Consider the following 15,558-nt stretch of genomic DNA (forward strand, 5'->3'; position numbering starts at 1 on the left):
CAATCGACGGAGATCCCATGGCACAGATCGGCAAGGCTCCCTGCGACGACACGTTGATCCTGCATGGCGCGCGGGCGGAAGAGGGGACCTGTCCCGAGGCTTCCAAGCCCTGGGTACTGGCCGCGGCCGTCGTGGGGTCGAGCATGGCCTTCATCGACGGCACGGTGGTCAACGTGGCGCTGCCGGCCATCCAGGCCGAACTGCAGGCCACGGCGTTCCAGGCGCAATGGGTGGTCGAGTCGTATGCCTTGCTGCTGGCGGCGCTGCTGCTCGTGGGCGGCGCACTGGGCGATCGCTATGGCCGACGGCGCATCTTCGCGATCGGCGTCGGCATCTTCGCGCTCTCTTCGGTGGCCTGCGGGCTCGCGGCCACCGTGCAGCAGCTCATTGCCGCGCGGGCGGTGCAGGGCATCGGCGGCGCGCTGCTGGTGCCGGGCAGCCTGGCGCTGATCAGCGCGTCGTTTCCCGAGAAGGAGCGCGGCAAGGCCATCGGTACATGGTCAGGCTTCAGCGGCATCACGGCGGCGGTGGGGCCGGTGCTGGGCGGCTTCCTGGTCGATCACTTCTCGTGGACCTGGGCCTTTTTCATCAACGTACCGATGGCGCTGCTGGTGCTGTGGATCGTGTGGCGCCACGTGCCCGAGAGCCGCGGCGCATCGGCCACCGGCAGGCTGGACTTCTGGGGCGCGCTGCTGGCGACGGCCGGGCTTGGCGGCGTCGTCTATGCCTTCATCGAGGCGCCCACGCAAGGCTGGGGTTCGCCGGCCGTGCTCGGGGCGCTGGCCCTGGGTGTGCTGGGCAGCGCGGGCTTCATCGCCGCCGAGCGCAAGGTGCGCACGCCGATGCTGCCGCTGACCTTGCTGCGCATCGGCAACTTCAGCGGCGCGAATCTGCTGACCCTGCTGCTTTACGCGGCGCTGGGCGGCGGGCTGTACTTCTTTCCGCTCAACCTGATCCAGGTGCAGGGCTACTCGGCCACCGTGGCGGGCGCGGCGCTGCTGCCTTTCATCTTCACCATGTTCGCGCTCTCGCGCTGGGCCGGACAGTTGGTCGACCGCTTCGGGCCGCGTTTGCCGCTGGTCATCGGGCCTTCGATTGCGGCGGTCGGCTTTGCGCTCTTTGCCGTGCCGGGCGTCGGCGCGAGCTACTGGAGCGGCTTCCTGCCGGCCGTGGCGGTGCTTGGCTTCGGCATGACGGTGACGGTGGCGCCGTTGACCACCACCGTCATGAACGCGGTCGGGCCGGACCTGGCGGGCGTGGCTTCGGGCGTGAACAACGCCGTGTCGCGTGCGGCGGCGGTGCTGGCGATTGCGGTGTTCGGCGCAATCATGGCCTGGGCCTTCGACGTCGCGCTGGAAGAGCATCTGCGGGGCATGGGCGCTTCGGCGCAGGTGGCGGCTTTTCTCGAAGGCGAGCGCAGCAAGCTGGCGGGCGCGGCGCTGCCGCCGGGCGTGGATGCGGCCACGGCGGCAGCCCTCAAAAGGGCCGTGGCCGAATCCTTCGTGGCGGGCTTTCGCTGGGTGATGCTGCTGAGCGCGGGACTGGCCGTACTGAGCGCGGTGAGTGCCTGGCTGATGATCGGTGCGGTGCCTGCGGCCAGGCCGGCCACGGAGAAATAGCTAGGGCGGGTACGGAGGCGGGACTCGACGAAGTCCGTTACCTTCGTTGTGCGTTGGCGCAAGCGCCCGCGTGTTCCGCGTGGCCGCCAATGCACGCGGGGGAGCGACTCGAAAACATAAGACAGAAGGGGGAGATGCCATGAGCAGAATCAGCGACGTGGCCCGGCGGGCAGGCGTTTCGAACAGCACCGTATCGAACGTCATGAACGGACGCAGCGATCGCATGGCCAAGGAAACGCTGGCACGCGTCGAGGCCGCCATCCGCGATCTGAAATACCGGCCCAACACCTCGGCGCGGCAGCTCAAGACCGGGCACACGCCGCTGATCGGCCTGCTGGTGCCGTCGATGGCCAACCCCATGTACGGCTTCATCGCGCGCGAAGTCGAAACGCTCGCGCAGGAGCGCTACGGCTTCCGGATCATGATCGGCAACACCTACCGCGACGCCGCGAAGGAAGCGCATTTCTTCGAGGACCTGATGGCGCACGGCGTGCGCGGCGTGATCATCATCTCGTCGCTGCTCGACGAGCAGCACGTCGAGGCCGCCGCCGAGGGCGGGCTGGTGGTGGTCAGCTACGACCGGCGCGCCACGCCGGGCATGGCCTCGGTCATCGACCACGTGACCGTCGACAACTTCGAGACCTCGCGCCTCGCCACCCAGCACCTGATCGAGCAGGGACATCTGCGGCTGGCGTTCGTCACGCCCTCCGGGCGCACCATGAGCCGCAGCGAAAAGGTCGACGGCTTCCTCGCTGCCGTCCGGACTGCGGGCCTCGAAGGCAGCGCCCAGGTGATCGAAGGCCTGCCGGTCGACGAGTACGGCGATTCGATGATGAGCGAACTGGGCCGCACGCAGGCGGTGCTGATGGCGAAGTCGAAACAGCGCCCGACCGGCGTGATCGGCGTGAACGACCTGCTGGCCTTCGGCCTGATGGCGGGTTTTCGCGATGCCGGGCTTGCCGTGCCGCAGGACGTGTCGGTCATCGGCATCGACAACGTGTTTCTATCGACGCTGATGTATCCCGCCATGACTTCGGTGCGCGTGCCCGTACCCGAGATGGCGCAGGTGATGGTGGAGCGCGTGATGAACCGGCTGTCGGACCCGTCGGTGCCGGCGCAGGAGTTTGTCTTTGCGCCCACGCTGGTGGCTCGCGATTCGGTCGCAGCGCCGCTGCGCGGAGAGTCGCCAGCCGGACAGCTGCTTTTTTCATGACCACGGTTTTCGTCAGCCATCCGCAGAGCAAGCTCGCGCACTATTTCGGCGACCGGGCCTCTGCCGCCTTGCAGGCCATCGCGCAGGTGCGCTTCAACCCCACGGACACCGATCTTTCGTCGGCCGACCTGGCCGAACAGGCGCGGGACTGCGACGCCATCGTTTCCTACCGCCAGACGGCGGGCGACGAGGCGCTGTTCGCCGCGCTGCCGCAGTTGAAAGCCTTCGTGCGCTGCGCCATCGACATCCGCAACATCGACGTGGCGTCGGCCAGCCGGCATGGTGTGCTGGTCACGCGGGCGAGCGCGGGGTTCGTTCCCGCGGTGGCCGAGTGGATCGTGGGCGCAATGATCGACCTGGGGCGGCACATCAGCGCGTCGTCCGAGGGCTACCACGCAGGCCGGACCGTGGCATCGGCAATGGGTCGCGAACTGCGTGGCAGCACGCTGGGCGTGATCGGCTACGGGCAGATCGGCCGCTACCTGTGCGACATCGCGCTGGCGCTGGGCATGCGCATCGTCGTGCACGACCCGCACACCGCAACCGGCCGGGCCGAGTTCGCACAGGCGACGCTCGAAGCGCTGCTGGCGCAAGCCGACTTCGTGGCCTGCCTCGCAGCCGCCACCTGGGAAACCGAGAACATGATGAATGCCGCAGCCTTCGCAGCGATGCAGCCGCATGCCTTCTTCATCAATGCATCGCGCGGCGATCTCGTGGATGAAGACGCGCTGCTCGCTGCGCTGGATGCAGGAGTCATCGCCGGCTGCGCGCTGGACGTGGGCCGCGCACCCGACCAGATGCCGTCGCTGCGCGTGGCGGCGCACCCGCGCGTGATCGCCACGCCGCACATCGGCGGACTCACGCCGCCGGCCGTGGAGCACCAGGCCATGGAGACCGTGTCGCAGCTGGCGGAGCTTTTCCAGGGCAGGGCACCGCAGGGCGCGGTCAATGCGGCCGAGGCATTTCGCTGGCGGCAAGCGTTCAGGGTGGGTGCCTGAGCCTCGATGGGAACTTCCCGCTGACAGGCGCCGCACGGGTTGACAAGGCCCTCCTGCCGATTTGATACTGAACTCTCTGGTTCATCATTCAAGCGAAGGAGATCCCATGCAAAAGATCGTTCCCTGCCTCTGGTTCGATGGCAACGGCGAAGACGCGCTGAATTTCTACACCGCGATCTTTCCGAACTCGCGCGTGACCGACAAGCTGCTCTGGGGCGACGTCAACCCCGCCAAGAAGGGCTCGGTGCTCACCGCAACCTTCGAACTCGAAGGGCAGGAGTTCATGGTGCTCAACGGAGGGCCGGAGTACAAGTTCACCCCCGCCATCTCGATGCTCGTGAAATGCGAGACCCAGGCCGAGGTCGACTACTACTGGGACAAGCTGCTCGAAGGCGGCGGCCAGCCGGTGCAATGTGGCTGGCTCACCGACCGCTACGGCGTGTCCTGGCAGGTCGCGCCCATGCCGATGATCCGCATGTTCCAGGACAAGGACCCGGCCAAGGCGGCCCGCGCAATGCAGGCGATGATGAAGATGGTCAAGCTCGACATCGCCACGGTGCAGAGGGCCTTCGACGGGGAGTGATCCGCCGCCGGCGGCGGCTATACCAGCCGGCGGATTCCCTTCTTGCGCCACACCAGCTGGTAGTACGCGGTCTGCAGCAGCAGCATCGCGCCGAAGGTCACCGGGTAGGCGATCCAGATGCCGTTCAGGCCGATGCGATGGCTCATGAGCCAGGCCACCGGCACTTCTATTCCGAGGATGCAGAGGATGGAGATCAACGTAGGCACCAGCACCGAGCCGCTGGCGCGCATGATCCCCGACAGCGCCGCGGCCATGCCGAAGACCACCAGGCTCCACAGCATGATGTGCAGCAGCGTCTGTGCGATCTCGAGCACCGGCGCGCTGGTGATGAAGAAGGCCATCAGGTGGCGCGAGAACAGGTAGCCCAGCAGCACGAGGCCGCCGGTCAGCACGAGATTCATCAGCAGCGCCGTCTTGGCGATGGCGCCGAGCCGGTCGGCGCGGCCCGCTCCGATGGCCTGCGCGCCGAGGATCGACGCGGCGATGGCGATCGAGATGGCCGGGAACTGCACGTACGCCACCACCTGGTTCACCGCGCCGTAGGCCGCTGTGGCGCTCGAGCCGTAGCTGTTGACCATCGACAGCAGCACCACCTCGGCCAGGGCGACCACGATCATCTGCACGCCCGTGGGTACGCCGATCTTCAGCACCGCCTTCAGCAGGTGCGGCTGGATGCGCAGGTTGCGCACGAATGCTGCGTCGGGCGCGAGCGGGCTCTTGCGGCTGTGCAGCCGGAAGCCGAGCCAGGTGGTCGCCACCGCGAAGGACAGCACCGAGGCCCACGCACCGCTGGCCACGCCAAGCTGCGGCAGGCCGCCCCAGCCGCGGATGAGCGCGGGCGTGACCACCAGCCCGATCAGCGTCGAGATCACCAGCGTGAGCAGCGGCGTGACGGTGTCGCCCACGCCGCGCAGCATGGCCGTGGCGAGCAGGAACACGAACACGCCCGGCATCGCGATCAGCATGATGCGGGCGTAGCGCGTGGAGTCGGCCAGCACATCGGGCGGCGTGCCCAGTGCGGCCAGCATCGGCGTGGTGAAGGCGCCGCCGAACACTGCGATCACCAGGCCCATGAGCACGCCCACAGTGAGCGTGGTGCCGGCCACGGCCTTGGCCTTGGCCACGTCGCGCGCGCCCCAGGCCTGGCCAATGAGCACCGAGGCGCCCGCGCCCAGGCCGATGATGAAGGCAATGAAGAAGAACATCACCGGGAAGAAGCTAGACACGGCCGCCAGCGCGCCCACGCCGAGCATCTGCCCCACGTAGACGTTGTTGAGCGTGCCCGAGAGCGATTGCAGGATGTTGCTGAGCAGCATCGGCGCGAGGAAGAAAAGAAAGACCTTCCACAACGGACGCGTTGCGCCCACGGGCGCCACGGGCACGCCCTGAAGGCCGCTGCGACCGGTTGCGGAAGTCTCGGGGGTTGCTCTCATGCGGGGGTGCTCCAGCCGGCGGCTGACAATTTTTGAAGATGGGAGCGCAGGTCCACGGGCCAGGCGTCGATGAGTCCTTCGAAGCGATTGCGCTCGCCGGCGAACAGCGCGCGCGTGGCTTCCTCGAAACCGGGCAGGGCGCCGGCAATCGCGGTCATGAAGCGATAGGTGGCCTCGCGCGAAGCGCGCACGGCGTCGCGGTCGGCGTTGACGCGGCTAGCCTCCTGCACCAGGCGCCGCAGCGCGACCGATGCGCCGCCGGGCTGGCGGTTGAGCCAGTCCCAGTGGCGCGGAAGCAGGGTGACTTCGCGCGCGACCACGCCCAGCTTCGGGCGGCCTACGCCGCGGGGCGTGTCTTCATGGGCCTCTGTACCGGCGGCGTGCGGCACGAGGCCGGCCCGGTTGTGCACGTCGAAGTCGAGCGGCTCGCCGGTCTGCTCGTCGAACACGAGGTAGGGCGTGTCGTCCTTGCGCTCGCGCAACTGCGCGAGCACGTCGGCGGTGCTTCCCTGGGCAATGCACTTGAAACCGGCAAAAACGATCAGGTTGGTGGGTGGCGTGTCGGAGGGCATTGTTCTTTCTTCCGGTCCGTTCGAAACGAGGTGCGTAATCTACCCGTTGAACGGCTCAGGCGTTTGGTGTGTCGTCGAGGCAAAGCGCAAGAAGCGCGGCGTGATTTGCGGCAGGCTTTTTTCGGCCGCAGGGGCGGATGGCGTGTTGTAGCCCTTGTCGCCGTCGCACTGGAGTTCTTCGCGCCAGAGCGCGAGGAGTTTCTCGAGTTCCACCGCGCGGTCGAAGGCCGAGTCTTCGCTTTCCTTGACCCGGTCGATCACCTCGAAGGTGAACTGATCGGCGCCGTGCGCGATCCAGTCCTGCCCAAGCGCCTTGTTGCGGTGCGAGTGCATGTTCAGCTCGAAGCGGGCGCGGTTCATGGCGCCTTCGACGTCGAGGCTGCCGGCCACATAGGCCCGGCCGGTCAACCTGTTGCGGATGACGAATACGCCGGCCGGGCGCGCGCTTTCCTTGTACTGGCGGGAGATGGCTCGCCGGCTTTCTGCTGAGAGGTTCATGCTCTAAATATTACCCGGGTTAAATGAAGACCGCAATATACCCGGGTAAAAATAACTACTCAACCTTCCCTAAGCCGACGCCAGCCACGCGAGATGCGCCGATTCAGCGCCCGCACCACACGCCAGGGCCGGCTCTGGCGAACGAGGGTGAGCACATGGTCTTTCCATGCCTTCCATCGCGGATACCAGCGGGCGAACCACGGAATGCGCATCAACGGCCCTTCGACCAGCTGGAAGATCCGCGCGACGATAGCCGTGCCTACCAGCTTGGCCAGCACGAGCACGGTGAGGGCGCTGGCCGCGTGCCCGCGGCTGAAGAGAAAGAGCGCCAGTACCTTTACCGGCAGCAGCAGCACAACCGGCACGAAGAAAGCCAGCACTGCGCCCCAGGGCGGCAGGCGGCGCAGCCGTTCTTCGAGCGCTGCCCAGAAGGGCAGGCGGGACAGCCGCGCGGCGAGCGCGGCCAGTGGCTCCCAGCCCCACTCCTCGAAGAGCAGCACGGGAACGACGAGCACGATACCGATGGCGCGGAGCAGTGCGCGCAGTGCACGGGCGAATGAGGTCATCCGCGAAGGGTAAGGCAGCGCGTGCCCTCGGCCACGGGAACGCTCCGCCTGTTGCAAGGCCGTTGCCGGTTGTCGCGGCCATGCTGGTTACCTGGCCCTGCGTGATCGCCGAACCGCTTGCCGTCGCGCCCGCCGATCCGAAGTCCCGCGAAGCTGACCGCGCCGCCCGCTCGATCACCGGACGATCCGGCCTTGGCTCGGGCAGCGGCGCGGTTTAGATGCTTTCGCCATGACCGGAGCGCAGTTTCCGGGACGGGAAACCAGCCAAAAGATGTCTCATGCTGGGTAGTGCAAGGCTATGACGAAAGTAGTGGTTTGCTCCCTCTCCGCTGGCATCGGAAGGCGTCCTTTCACGCGACGCCAACATGGAAATTACAACTTTCAGTTGACATCGAAAATCAATGGAAACAAGATGCAACCAAAGTAATCAAAAAAGCCGAAACTCAAAATCTGAGTAGAAATGGATTAACTTTTCGACACGAACAAAGTGCATTAATTGTCACAAAGGGGCTGGAATGGAAAGCGATCTCGACATTTCGTTGACGGAAACAGGGAATGGGGCTAGGCACTATGCCAACCCCGGTCAGTTTGGCGGGCTGCTCGCGCCGTCCGCCGACACGCTCCCGTGGCCCGATTTCCTTACCGGACAGCACACCAAACCCGTGCGCGTCCTGCTGGTGGACGACGACCCCTTCGTGCGTCGCGTCATCGCCCAGGAATTGCTGGGCGACCTGCGCATCCAGCTCGAGGGGCAGGCCGGCACGCTGCGCGAAGGGCGACGATTGCTGATGCAGCATGAGTTCGATGTGCTGATGGTCGACATCCGCCTCGGTGACGGGAGTGGATTCGAGCTCATCGAAGAGGCCAAGCGGCATCGCAGCGCGGCGGAGATCATCGTCATCTCGGCGCTCGAGGACGAACCCCAGGTGCTGCACGCCTTCGAGCTTGGCGCCTCCGGCTACCTGGTCAAGAACGCGTGGTTCCAGAGCTATGCCCAGGCCGTGCTGCAGGTGGTGAACGGCGGAGCCGCCATCACCCCCCGGCTGGCGCGGCGGCTGCTCGTGCACCTCGATCACAAGCGTTCCAACGTGAACCCGGTACGTCCACCGGAGAGCAAGGCGACGTTATCCACGCGCGAGCGCGAAGTGTTACGACTTGTGGCGACGGGCTACGTAACCGAAGAGATCGCGCTGCAGCTCACCATCAGCGCCCAGACGGTAAATGCGCATGTGAAAAACATCTACCGCAAGCTGCACGCCCATACCCGCGCGCAGGCCGTGAGCTTTGCCTCCCACCGGGGGCTCCTGTAGGCCATGCCATGCTCTCGCCGCAGGTCCTTCATTTACCGCACTTTCTGGAAGACCAGTTCGTGTGGTTGTCGATCGGCTCGTGGGGCGTGCTGTTGATGTGGCTGCGCTTGCGCATCTCGCGCAGGCGGTTGCTGATGTGGGCTGGCCTGGCGGCGGCGCTGCATCTGACCCCCGTGACCGCGCAGGTGATCCGGGCTGCATCGGCCGCCAACTTGATGGGGAATGACATGCCATTCACATTTTGGGCAATGCAGGCGCTGAACCTGGGGGTGCTTGCCACGGTCATCGGCATCTGGCTCGTTTCCCGGCACCGCGCGGAAAGCCACGGGCCCTCGCAGGAGGTGATGACCGAGCGGCGGCGCATCGCCCATGACCTGCACGACGGGGTCGGCTCGCGGCTGGTAGCGCTGCTGGCCAGCCAGGACCCCCGGTTCACCGGCCCAGGCAGCCTGTCGATGGCCCTGCAAACCTGCCTGCTCGAACTCCAGATGACGGTGGACGACCTCGACGACCAGACCTCCGCCACCGTCGTCGAGCGGCTGGCCCATCTGCGCTACCGGCTGCAGCCCGCATTCGACCGGCTGGGCATCGCGCTGGTATGGAACATCTCGAGCGAGACACAAACCCATTCGGTGCCGCCCGAAACCGCCATGCAGATCTGCCGGGTGGCGCAGGAAGCGCTGTCCAATGCGCTGCGGCACGCCCGTGCGACCCGGGTCGAACTGCGCTTCGGCATCCAGGCCCACCCGCAAGGGCTGGTGCTGGAGGTGCACGACGATGGCCGCGGCCTGGGGGCTGCCCGCAGTGCCTCTTCCGCCTCGATGGGCAAGGGCCTGCGCAGCATGCGCACGCGGGCCGACGCCATTGGCGGCAAACTGACGCTGGCGAATATCGTGCCCCGTGGACTGTGTGTGCAACTGGTGGTTCCAAGCCGGGCGCAGGCCGGCACCCGGACCGAAGCGGAAAGCATGCTGTAACGCGACCCGCCGGACGGCCCCGGCCGGGCACCGAGCGCCTATGGCAAACTTCCGCGCTTTGCCAGGGACGCGCTCAAGCATGCAGAAAATCATTCGCCAGCTCGCCGCCGAGATCAAGGTCGGCGAGAACCAGGTGAAGGCCGCCGTCGAACTGCTCGACGGGGGCGCCACGGTTCCATTCATCGCCCGCTACCGCAAGGAGGTCACAGACGGCCTCGACGACGTGCAGCTGCGAGAGCTGGAAGCTCGCCTTTCCTACCTGCGCGAACTTGAAGACCGCCGCGGCGCCGTTCTCAAGGCCATCGACGAGCAGGGCAAGCTGACCCCCGAACTGCGCGCCGCGATCGAATTCGCACCCACCAAGCAGGAGCTCGAAGACCTGTACCTGCCGTTCAAGCAGAAGCGCCGCACCAAGGGCCAGATCGCCCGCGAATTCGGCATCGAGCCGCTGGCCGACAAGCTGCTGGCCGACCCCATGCTGGACCCGGCCGTGGAAGCCAAGGCCTTCCTGCAGCCCGCCACCACGCTGGACGACGGCAAGCCGGGCCCCGATTTCTCCACCGTGCCGCTCGTGCTCGACGGCGTGCGCGACATTCTTTCCGAGCGCTGGGCCGAAGACGCTGCTCTGGTCCAGGGCCTGCGCGAATGGCTCTGGAACGAAGGCCTGCTCAAGTCCAGCCTGATGGCCGGCAAGGACGAGAACAACGCCGACGTCGCCAAGTTCCGCGACTATTTCGAGTACGACGAGCCCATTGGCCGTGTGCCATCGCACCGCGCGCTGGCCGTCTTCCGCGGCCGCGCGCTCGACATCCTCGATGCAAAGCTGGTGCTGCCGGTCGAGCCCGAACCGGGCAAGCCGAGCATCGCCGAAGGCCGCATCGCCTTGCACCTGGGCTGGAGCCATGCGGGCCGCCCGTCGGACGACCTGCTGCGCAAGTGCGTGGCCTGGACCTGGCGCGTGAAGCTGGCGCTGTCGACCGAGCGTGACCTGTTCACCCGCCTGCGCGAAGACGCGGAGAAGGTCGCCATCAAGGTGTTTGCCGACAACCTGCGCGACCTGCTGCTGGCTGCGCCGGCCGGACCGCGTGTCGTGATGGGCCTCGACCCTGGCATCCGCACCGGCGTGAAGGTGGCCGTGGTCGATTCCACCGGCAAGCTGGTCGAGACCGCCACCGTGTTCCCGCACGAGCCGCGCAAGGACTGGGAAGGCTCGCTGCACACGCTGGGCAAGCTGTGCGCCAAGCACGGCGTGAACCTGATCGCCATCGGCAATGGCACCGCCAGCCGCGAAACCGACAAGCTGGCCGCCGACCTCATCAAGCTGCTCGCCAAGATGGCCGCGCAGGCCGGCGCGCCGGAAATCAAGGTCGAGAAGGTCGTGGTGAGCGAGGCGGGCGCTTCGGTGTATTCCGCCAGCGAATTCGCCTCGCAGGAAATGCCCGATGTCGACGTGAGCCTGCGCGGCGCAGCCTCCATCGCGCGACGTTTGCAAGACCCGCTGGCCGAACTCGTGAAGATCGATCCCAAGAGCATCGGCGTGGGCCAGTACCAGCACGACGTGAACCAGAGCGAACTTGCACGCACGCTGCAGGCCGTGGTCGAAGACTGCGTGAACTCGGTGGGCGTGGATCTGAACACGGCCAGCGTGCCGCTGCTGTCGCGCGTTTCGGGCCTGTCGGGCAGCGTGGCCAAGGCCGTGGTGCGCTGGCGCGAGGCCAATGGTGCGTTCTCCACCCGCAAGCAACTGCTCGACGTGACCGGCTTCGGCCCCAAGGCCTTCGAGCAGAGCGCGGGCTTCCTGCGCATCCGCGGCGGCACCGACCCGCTGGACATCACCGGCGTGCACCCGGAAACCTATCCATTGGTCGAGCAGATCATCGTGAAGACCGGCAAGCCGATTGCCGAGCTGATGGGCCGCGCCGACATGCTCAAGACGCTCAAGCCCGAGCTGTTCGCCAACGAGAAATTCGGCGTCATCACGGTCAAGGACATCCTGGGCGAACTCGAGAAGCCGGGCCGCGACCCGCGCCCCGACTTCAAGGTGGCGCGTTTCAACGACGGCGTGGATGACATCTCGGACCTGGCCGAGGGCATGATCCTCGAGGGCACCGTGAGCAACGTGGCGCAGTTCGGCGCCTTCGTCGACCTCGGCGTGCACCAGGACGGCCTGGTCCACGTCAGCCAGCTGAGCCACAAGTTCGTGAACGACGCGCGCGAAGTCGTCAAGACCGGCGACATCGTCAAGGTCAAGGTGATGGAAGTGGACGTGGCGCGCAAGCGCATCGGCCTGTCGATGAAGCTCGATGCAGCGCCCGCGCGCCGTGACGGCCCGCGCGACAACCGTTTCGAAGGGGCAGGGCGCGGCCAGCAGCAGCAAGGCCGGCGCGACAACTCGCCGCAGCCGGCGGGGCAGATGGCGAGCGCGTTTGCCAAGCTGCAGGGGTTGCGCAAGTAGTCGGCAACGCACGGTTCTTGCGGAAGCATCCGGCATGAAAGCCCTGCGCATCTACGCCGGCCCCGCGGCCCGCAAGCACATCGAACGGCACGGCCTGCGCTCGCAGGACGTGCGCACCATCCCCGGCGCGGCAGGCGGTCCCAAGGGGCTGATCCTCGGGCCGCTCGACCGCTTCATCTTCGGGCGCTGGCTCACGCAGTCGAGCCAGCAGGTGCATCTGGTGGGCGCCTCCATCGGCGCGTGGCGGCTGTCGACGGCCTGCCTGGCCGACCCTGACACCGCTTTCGAACGCTTCGAGCACGACTACGTGCACCAGCAGTTCGAGGTGCCGCCGGGACAGAAGCGGCTCAGCCCGCGCCAGCTCAGCGACAAGTTCGCCCAGAGCCTCGAAGACTTCTATGGCGGGCGCATCGGCGAGGTGCTGAACCATCCGCGTTACCGCCTGCACGTGGTGACTTCGCGCGGACGCCACATCCTCGGGCGCGAGGGCAGGGCGCGCACTCCTGTCGGCTACCTGGGCGCCTTCGCGACCAACAGCCTGCACCGCAGGAGCCTGGGCGCGTGGCTGGAGCGCTGCGTGTTCTCCACGCCCGGCGCCTCCTTACCCTTCGGTACGCGCGACTTCCGCACGCGCCAGCATGCACTGAGCGAGGCCAACTTCAACATGGTGCTGCAGGCCTCGTGCTCCATTCCGTTCCTGCTGGCGGCGGTGCACGACATTCCCGGCGCGCCGCGCGGTGCCTACTGGGACGGCGGCATCACCGACTACCACCTGCACCTGGACTACCAGCCGGCCGACGAGGGCATCGTGCTGTATCCGCATTTCCAGCAGGCGGTGGTGCCGGGCTGGCTCGACAAGGGGCTGCGCTGGCGCCACAAGGCCAGCGGCTTCCTCGACCGCATGGTGTTGCTAGCGCCCGACCCCGATTGGGTGCGCTCGCTGCCCAACGGCAAGCTGCCCGATCGCAAGGACTTCATCCACTTCGCGAACGACGCGCAGGCACGCATCGCCGCGTGGGGCCGTGCCACGCGCGAAGCGCGGCGGCTGTCCGACGAGTTCGAGGGCTGGCTTCAGCGCGACGGCGTGCCCGAGCTGCTGCCGCTCTGACCCACCGGCGCCAGCAGTGCCAAGGGTGCCGCGCAGTCGAGGATGTTCACTTCCACCGCATCGCCGACCTTGAGTTCGGCGCCTTGAGGCCATCGCCCCGTGCCTACCGAGCGCGTGTGCACGCCGCCGTAGCGGTAGCGCACGACGGCGTAGGGTGTCGCGGCACCGCCGTCTGCACCGCAATCGCGATCGGCAGTGGCTGCCAGATCGCTCGTGCGCCCGACGCTGACGACCTGCGCGGCCCGCCAGCCGGCGGAACGGTCGAAGGAATGCGCATCGAAGGCCGAGCAGCCGCCCAGCATCAGCCCCCAAAGAACGACCGTGCGCATCACGGCGTCGGCCCCATCGCGGTGATGGCCGCCGTGGCCTGGATCTCGACGCGGTACTCGGAGTCGATCAGCTTCGCCCCCACCGTGGCGCGCGCGGGCGTGTGGCCGGCGGGCACCCATTCGTCCCACACCGAGTTCATCGCGGCGTAGTCGCCCACGGTGCGCAGGTAGATCGTCACGCTCACCAGGTCCTGCTTGGTCGCGCCCTGGGTGGCTAGCAGGCGATCGATGTGGCGCAGGATCTCGCGCATCTGCCCGGTGATGTCGAGCGAAGGGTTCTCGGCCACCTGGCCGGAGAGGTACAGCAGGCGCGCAGCGCCCAGGTCGACGGTCACCATCTCGCTGAAGCGGGGGCCCATGTCGTGGCGGATGATGTTCATGGCGATGCGGGAGAAATGGAAGAAGACGAGACGATGGCAGGTTGTGGCGCATTCCACCAGCCGCCGCCCAGCGCCTGGAAGAGGGCGGCCGCATCGGTCAGCCGCAGCGCGCGGGCCTGCACGAGATTCAGCAGTGCCTGCTGCTGGGCCTGCTGGGCAATGCGCAGCGACAGCGGGCTGGCATCGCCCAGCCGCACCTGCGCCTGCGTGCGCGCCAGGCTCTGCGAAGCCGTGCGCTCTGCCTTCACCGCCGCCTGGAGCGCGCGCGTGTCTGCATCGATGGCTTCGAGGGTGTTCGCCACGTCCTGGAAGGCGGCGAGCACCGTCGCGCGATACTGCGCGGCTGCCTGGTCGAAGGAGGCGCGCGCGGCTGCCTCGCGGTGCTTGAGCGCGCCGCCGTCGAAGATGGGCTGTGTCACGCTCGCGGCCACCGTCCAGAAGAGCGATGACGACTTGAACAGGTCCGCCAGCCTGTAAGCCGAGGAGCCGTACGAGTTCACGCCCAGCGTCACGTTCGGCAGCCGCGCCGCGACCGCCACGCCGATGGCGGCGCTGGCGGCCTGCAGCTGCGCCTCGGCCGCGCGCACGTCGGGGCGGTGCTCGACCAGGCTGGAAGGAAGGGTCAGCGGCAGTTCCGTCGGCAGCTGCAGCGCATCCAGATCGAACCGCGCCTCCACGCCCTGGCTCGGGAAGCGGCCCGCCAGCGTGGCCAGCAGGTTGCGCTGCTGCGCCAGTTGCCGGTCCAGCGGCGGCAGCGTGGCCTCGGTGGCGGCCAGCGCGGCTTCCTGCGCGTCGACGTCGGCCGGCGCAACCTGGCCCAGCGTCAGTTGCTTGCGATAGGCCTGCAGCACCTCCTTCTGGCCCGCGATGATGGTCAGCGTGGCGGCCTGCTGTGCGCGCAGCGAAGCTTCCGTGATCGCGGCGGTCACCACATTGCTGCTCAACGTGAGCTTCGCGGCCAGGCTCTGGAAGCGCTGCAGCTCGGTTCCGGCCTCTGCTCCTTCCACCTGCCTGCGGGTGGCGCCGAACACGTCGGGCGTGTACGACACCGTCACCTGCGCCGTGTGCAGCGTGTACAGGTTCGCGTTGGACGACACCGGGCTCGCCACCGCGCTGGCCACGCGCTGTCGCGTGGGCGCGTAGCCCAGCGCCACGCTGGGCCAGAAGGCGGCACGATCGGCGGCTTCGTTCTCCTGCGCCGCGCGCAGGGCGGCGTCGGCCGCCTCGATGGTCGGGTTGCCCGCAAGGCTCTGCGTGACCAGCGCGTTCAGCGGCTCGCTGCGGAAGGCCTGCCACCACTGGGCCGGCACGTCCAGCTCGGGCGACAGGCGCGCCAGCGGCACGCCTTCGGCTTCCTTGCTTGCAGGTGGCGCGGGCGTGTATTGCTCGGGCAGGTTCAGCTGCGGGCGGGCGTAGTCGGGGCCGACCGCGCAGCCGGCCAGCAGCATTGCCGCGATGCCGGCCGCCACGGGCGTCGCCAGGTTTGTCTTCTTCTTCGTCATTGCTTGTTCTGCTTT

The 15,558-nt window shown here is 67.5% G+C and carries 16 protein-coding genes; 9 read left to right on the forward strand and 7 right to left on the reverse strand.

Translation table 11 applies throughout. From position 1 onward, the window contains the following. Positions 1-17: 17 nt before the first annotated feature. The 4 genes from ACEN9N_RS09375 to ACEN9N_RS09390 all read left to right on the forward strand — a co-directional run bounded on the left by ACEN9N_RS09375 (position 18) and on the right by ACEN9N_RS09390 (position 4,413). Complete coding sequence (locus ACEN9N_RS09375) at positions 18-1,619, forward strand: MFS transporter (protein ID WP_495655911.1); 1,602 nt, start codon at positions 18-20, stop codon at positions 1,617-1,619. 139 nt (positions 1,620-1,758) lie between these two features. After that, entirely contained in the window at positions 1,759-2,832 is a 1,074-nt protein-coding gene (locus ACEN9N_RS09380) for a LacI family DNA-binding transcriptional regulator (RefSeq protein WP_413311990.1), read from the forward strand. Continuing rightward, the gene (locus ACEN9N_RS09385; RefSeq protein WP_495655912.1) at positions 2,829-3,830 is read left to right on the forward strand and encodes an NAD(P)-dependent oxidoreductase; all 1,002 of its coding nucleotides are present in this window, start codon (positions 2,829-2,831) and stop codon (positions 3,828-3,830) included. The genes ACEN9N_RS09380 and ACEN9N_RS09385 overlap by 4 nt, the downstream gene beginning before the upstream one ends. 106 nt (positions 3,831-3,936) lie before the next feature. Then, positions 3,937-4,413 carry a VOC family protein gene (locus ACEN9N_RS09390; RefSeq protein WP_495655913.1) on the forward strand — a complete coding sequence of 159 codons (477 nt, stop codon included), beginning with the start codon at positions 3,937-3,939 and terminating at the stop codon, positions 4,411-4,413. 17 nt (positions 4,414-4,430) lie between these two features. Here ACEN9N_RS09390 and ACEN9N_RS09395 read toward each other — a convergent pair whose 3' ends face one another. From ACEN9N_RS09395 to ACEN9N_RS09410, 4 genes are read right to left on the reverse strand one after another with little or no spacing between them, the layout of a single operon-like run. Then, positions 4,431-5,846, reverse strand: a complete 1,416-nt coding sequence (locus ACEN9N_RS09395; protein ID WP_495655914.1) for an MATE family efflux transporter — start codon at positions 5,844-5,846, stop codon at positions 4,431-4,433. Continuing rightward, positions 5,843-6,418, reverse strand: coding sequence for a DUF2239 family protein (locus ACEN9N_RS09400; protein WP_478178944.1), 576 nt, complete (start codon positions 6,416-6,418; stop codon positions 5,843-5,845). The genes ACEN9N_RS09395 and ACEN9N_RS09400 overlap by 4 nt, the downstream gene beginning before the upstream one ends. A gap of 39 nt (positions 6,419-6,457) precedes the next feature. Beyond that, entirely contained in the window at positions 6,458-6,916 is a 459-nt protein-coding gene (locus ACEN9N_RS09405) for a GIY-YIG nuclease family protein (protein ID WP_495655915.1), read from the reverse strand. Between the two features lie 59 nt (positions 6,917-6,975). Next, a complete protein-coding gene (locus ACEN9N_RS09410; protein WP_495655916.1) occupies positions 6,976-7,482 on the reverse strand; it encodes a hypothetical protein in 507 nt (168 codons plus the stop codon). An 80-nt stretch (positions 7,483-7,562) separates the two neighbouring features. Here ACEN9N_RS09410 and ACEN9N_RS09415 point away from each other — a divergent pair, with 80 nt between their 5' ends. The 5 genes from ACEN9N_RS09415 (at position 7,563) to ACEN9N_RS09435 (ending at position 13,332) form a co-directional block, all read left to right on the forward strand. Next, positions 7,563-7,700 carry a hypothetical protein gene (locus ACEN9N_RS09415; protein WP_495655917.1) on the forward strand — a complete coding sequence of 46 codons (138 nt, stop codon included), beginning with the start codon at positions 7,563-7,565 and terminating at the stop codon, positions 7,698-7,700. A gap of 297 nt (positions 7,701-7,997) precedes the next feature. Then, positions 7,998-8,792, forward strand: coding sequence for a LuxR C-terminal-related transcriptional regulator (locus ACEN9N_RS09420; RefSeq protein WP_495655918.1), 795 nt, complete (start codon positions 7,998-8,000; stop codon positions 8,790-8,792). 8 nt (positions 8,793-8,800) lie between these two features. After that, entirely contained in the window at positions 8,801-9,769 is a 969-nt protein-coding gene (locus ACEN9N_RS09425; protein ID WP_413311979.1) for a sensor histidine kinase, read from the forward strand. A gap of 79 nt (positions 9,770-9,848) precedes the next feature. Continuing rightward, a complete protein-coding gene (locus ACEN9N_RS09430) occupies positions 9,849-12,224 on the forward strand; it encodes a Tex family protein (RefSeq protein ID WP_413311978.1) in 2,376 nt (791 codons plus the stop codon). 34 nt (positions 12,225-12,258) lie between these two features. Further along, positions 12,259-13,332 (forward strand): patatin-like phospholipase domain-containing protein, encoded by a 1,074-nt coding sequence (locus tag ACEN9N_RS09435; protein WP_478178947.1) that lies wholly within the window; start codon positions 12,259-12,261, stop codon positions 13,330-13,332. Here the strand turns inward: ACEN9N_RS09435 and ACEN9N_RS09440 are convergent. From ACEN9N_RS09440 to ACEN9N_RS09450, 3 genes are read right to left on the reverse strand one after another with little or no spacing between them, the layout of a single operon-like run. After that, complete coding sequence (locus ACEN9N_RS09440; protein WP_007827672.1) at positions 13,296-13,661, reverse strand: hypothetical protein; 366 nt, start codon at positions 13,659-13,661, stop codon at positions 13,296-13,298. The genes ACEN9N_RS09435 and ACEN9N_RS09440 overlap by 37 nt on opposite strands. Next, positions 13,661-14,041, reverse strand: a complete 381-nt coding sequence (locus tag ACEN9N_RS09445) for a RidA family protein (RefSeq protein ID WP_007827674.1) — start codon at positions 14,039-14,041, stop codon at positions 13,661-13,663. The genes ACEN9N_RS09440 and ACEN9N_RS09445 overlap by 1 nt, the downstream gene beginning before the upstream one ends. Further along, positions 14,038-15,543: an efflux transporter outer membrane subunit gene (locus ACEN9N_RS09450; RefSeq protein WP_495655919.1), complete on the reverse strand. Its 1,506-nt coding sequence runs from the start codon at positions 15,541-15,543 to the stop codon at positions 14,038-14,040. Before ACEN9N_RS09450 ends, ACEN9N_RS09445 begins: the two co-directional genes overlap by 4 nt. Positions 15,544-15,558: the final 15 nt, after the last annotated feature.

Source organism: Variovorax sp. Varisp46 (genome assembly GCF_059491885.1).

What these genes read in the sequence shown, in the direction of transcription:
- ACEN9N_RS09375 (WP_495655911.1), top strand. Translation starts at nt 18, where the DNA reads ATGGCACAGATCGGCAAGGCTCCCTGCGACGACACGTTGATCCTGCAT.
- ACEN9N_RS09380 (WP_413311990.1), top strand. Translation starts at nt 1,759, where the DNA reads ATGAGCAGAATCAGCGACGTGGCCCGGCGGGCAGGCGTTTCGAACAGC.
- ACEN9N_RS09385 (WP_495655912.1), top strand. Translation starts at nt 2,829, where the DNA reads ATGACCACGGTTTTCGTCAGCCATCCGCAGAGCAAGCTCGCGCACTAT.
- ACEN9N_RS09390 (WP_495655913.1), top strand. Translation starts at nt 3,937, where the DNA reads ATGCAAAAGATCGTTCCCTGCCTCTGGTTCGATGGCAACGGCGAAGAC.
- ACEN9N_RS09395 (WP_495655914.1), bottom strand. Translation starts at nt 5,846, where the DNA reads ATGAGAGCAACCCCCGAGACTTCCGCAACCGGTCGCAGCGGCCTTCAG.
- ACEN9N_RS09400 (WP_478178944.1), bottom strand. Translation starts at nt 6,418, where the DNA reads ATGCCCTCCGACACGCCACCCACCAACCTGATCGTTTTTGCCGGTTTC.
- ACEN9N_RS09405 (WP_495655915.1), bottom strand. Translation starts at nt 6,916, where the DNA reads ATGAACCTCTCAGCAGAAAGCCGGCGAGCCATCTCCCGCCAGTACAAG.
- ACEN9N_RS09410 (WP_495655916.1), bottom strand. Translation starts at nt 7,482, where the DNA reads ATGACCTCATTCGCCCGTGCACTGCGCGCACTGCTCCGCGCCATCGGT.
- ACEN9N_RS09415 (WP_495655917.1), top strand. Translation starts at nt 7,563, where the DNA reads ATGCTGGTTACCTGGCCCTGCGTGATCGCCGAACCGCTTGCCGTCGCG.
- ACEN9N_RS09420 (WP_495655918.1), top strand. Translation starts at nt 7,998, where the DNA reads ATGGAAAGCGATCTCGACATTTCGTTGACGGAAACAGGGAATGGGGCT.
- ACEN9N_RS09425 (WP_413311979.1), top strand. Translation starts at nt 8,801, where the DNA reads ATGCTCTCGCCGCAGGTCCTTCATTTACCGCACTTTCTGGAAGACCAG.
- ACEN9N_RS09430 (WP_413311978.1), top strand. Translation starts at nt 9,849, where the DNA reads ATGCAGAAAATCATTCGCCAGCTCGCCGCCGAGATCAAGGTCGGCGAG.
- ACEN9N_RS09435 (WP_478178947.1), top strand. Translation starts at nt 12,259, where the DNA reads ATGAAAGCCCTGCGCATCTACGCCGGCCCCGCGGCCCGCAAGCACATC.
- ACEN9N_RS09440 (WP_007827672.1), bottom strand. Translation starts at nt 13,661, where the DNA reads ATGCGCACGGTCGTTCTTTGGGGGCTGATGCTGGGCGGCTGCTCGGCC.
- ACEN9N_RS09445 (WP_007827674.1), bottom strand. Translation starts at nt 14,041, where the DNA reads ATGAACATCATCCGCCACGACATGGGCCCCCGCTTCAGCGAGATGGTG.
- ACEN9N_RS09450 (WP_495655919.1), bottom strand. Translation starts at nt 15,543, where the DNA reads ATGACGAAGAAGAAGACAAACCTGGCGACGCCCGTGGCGGCCGGCATC.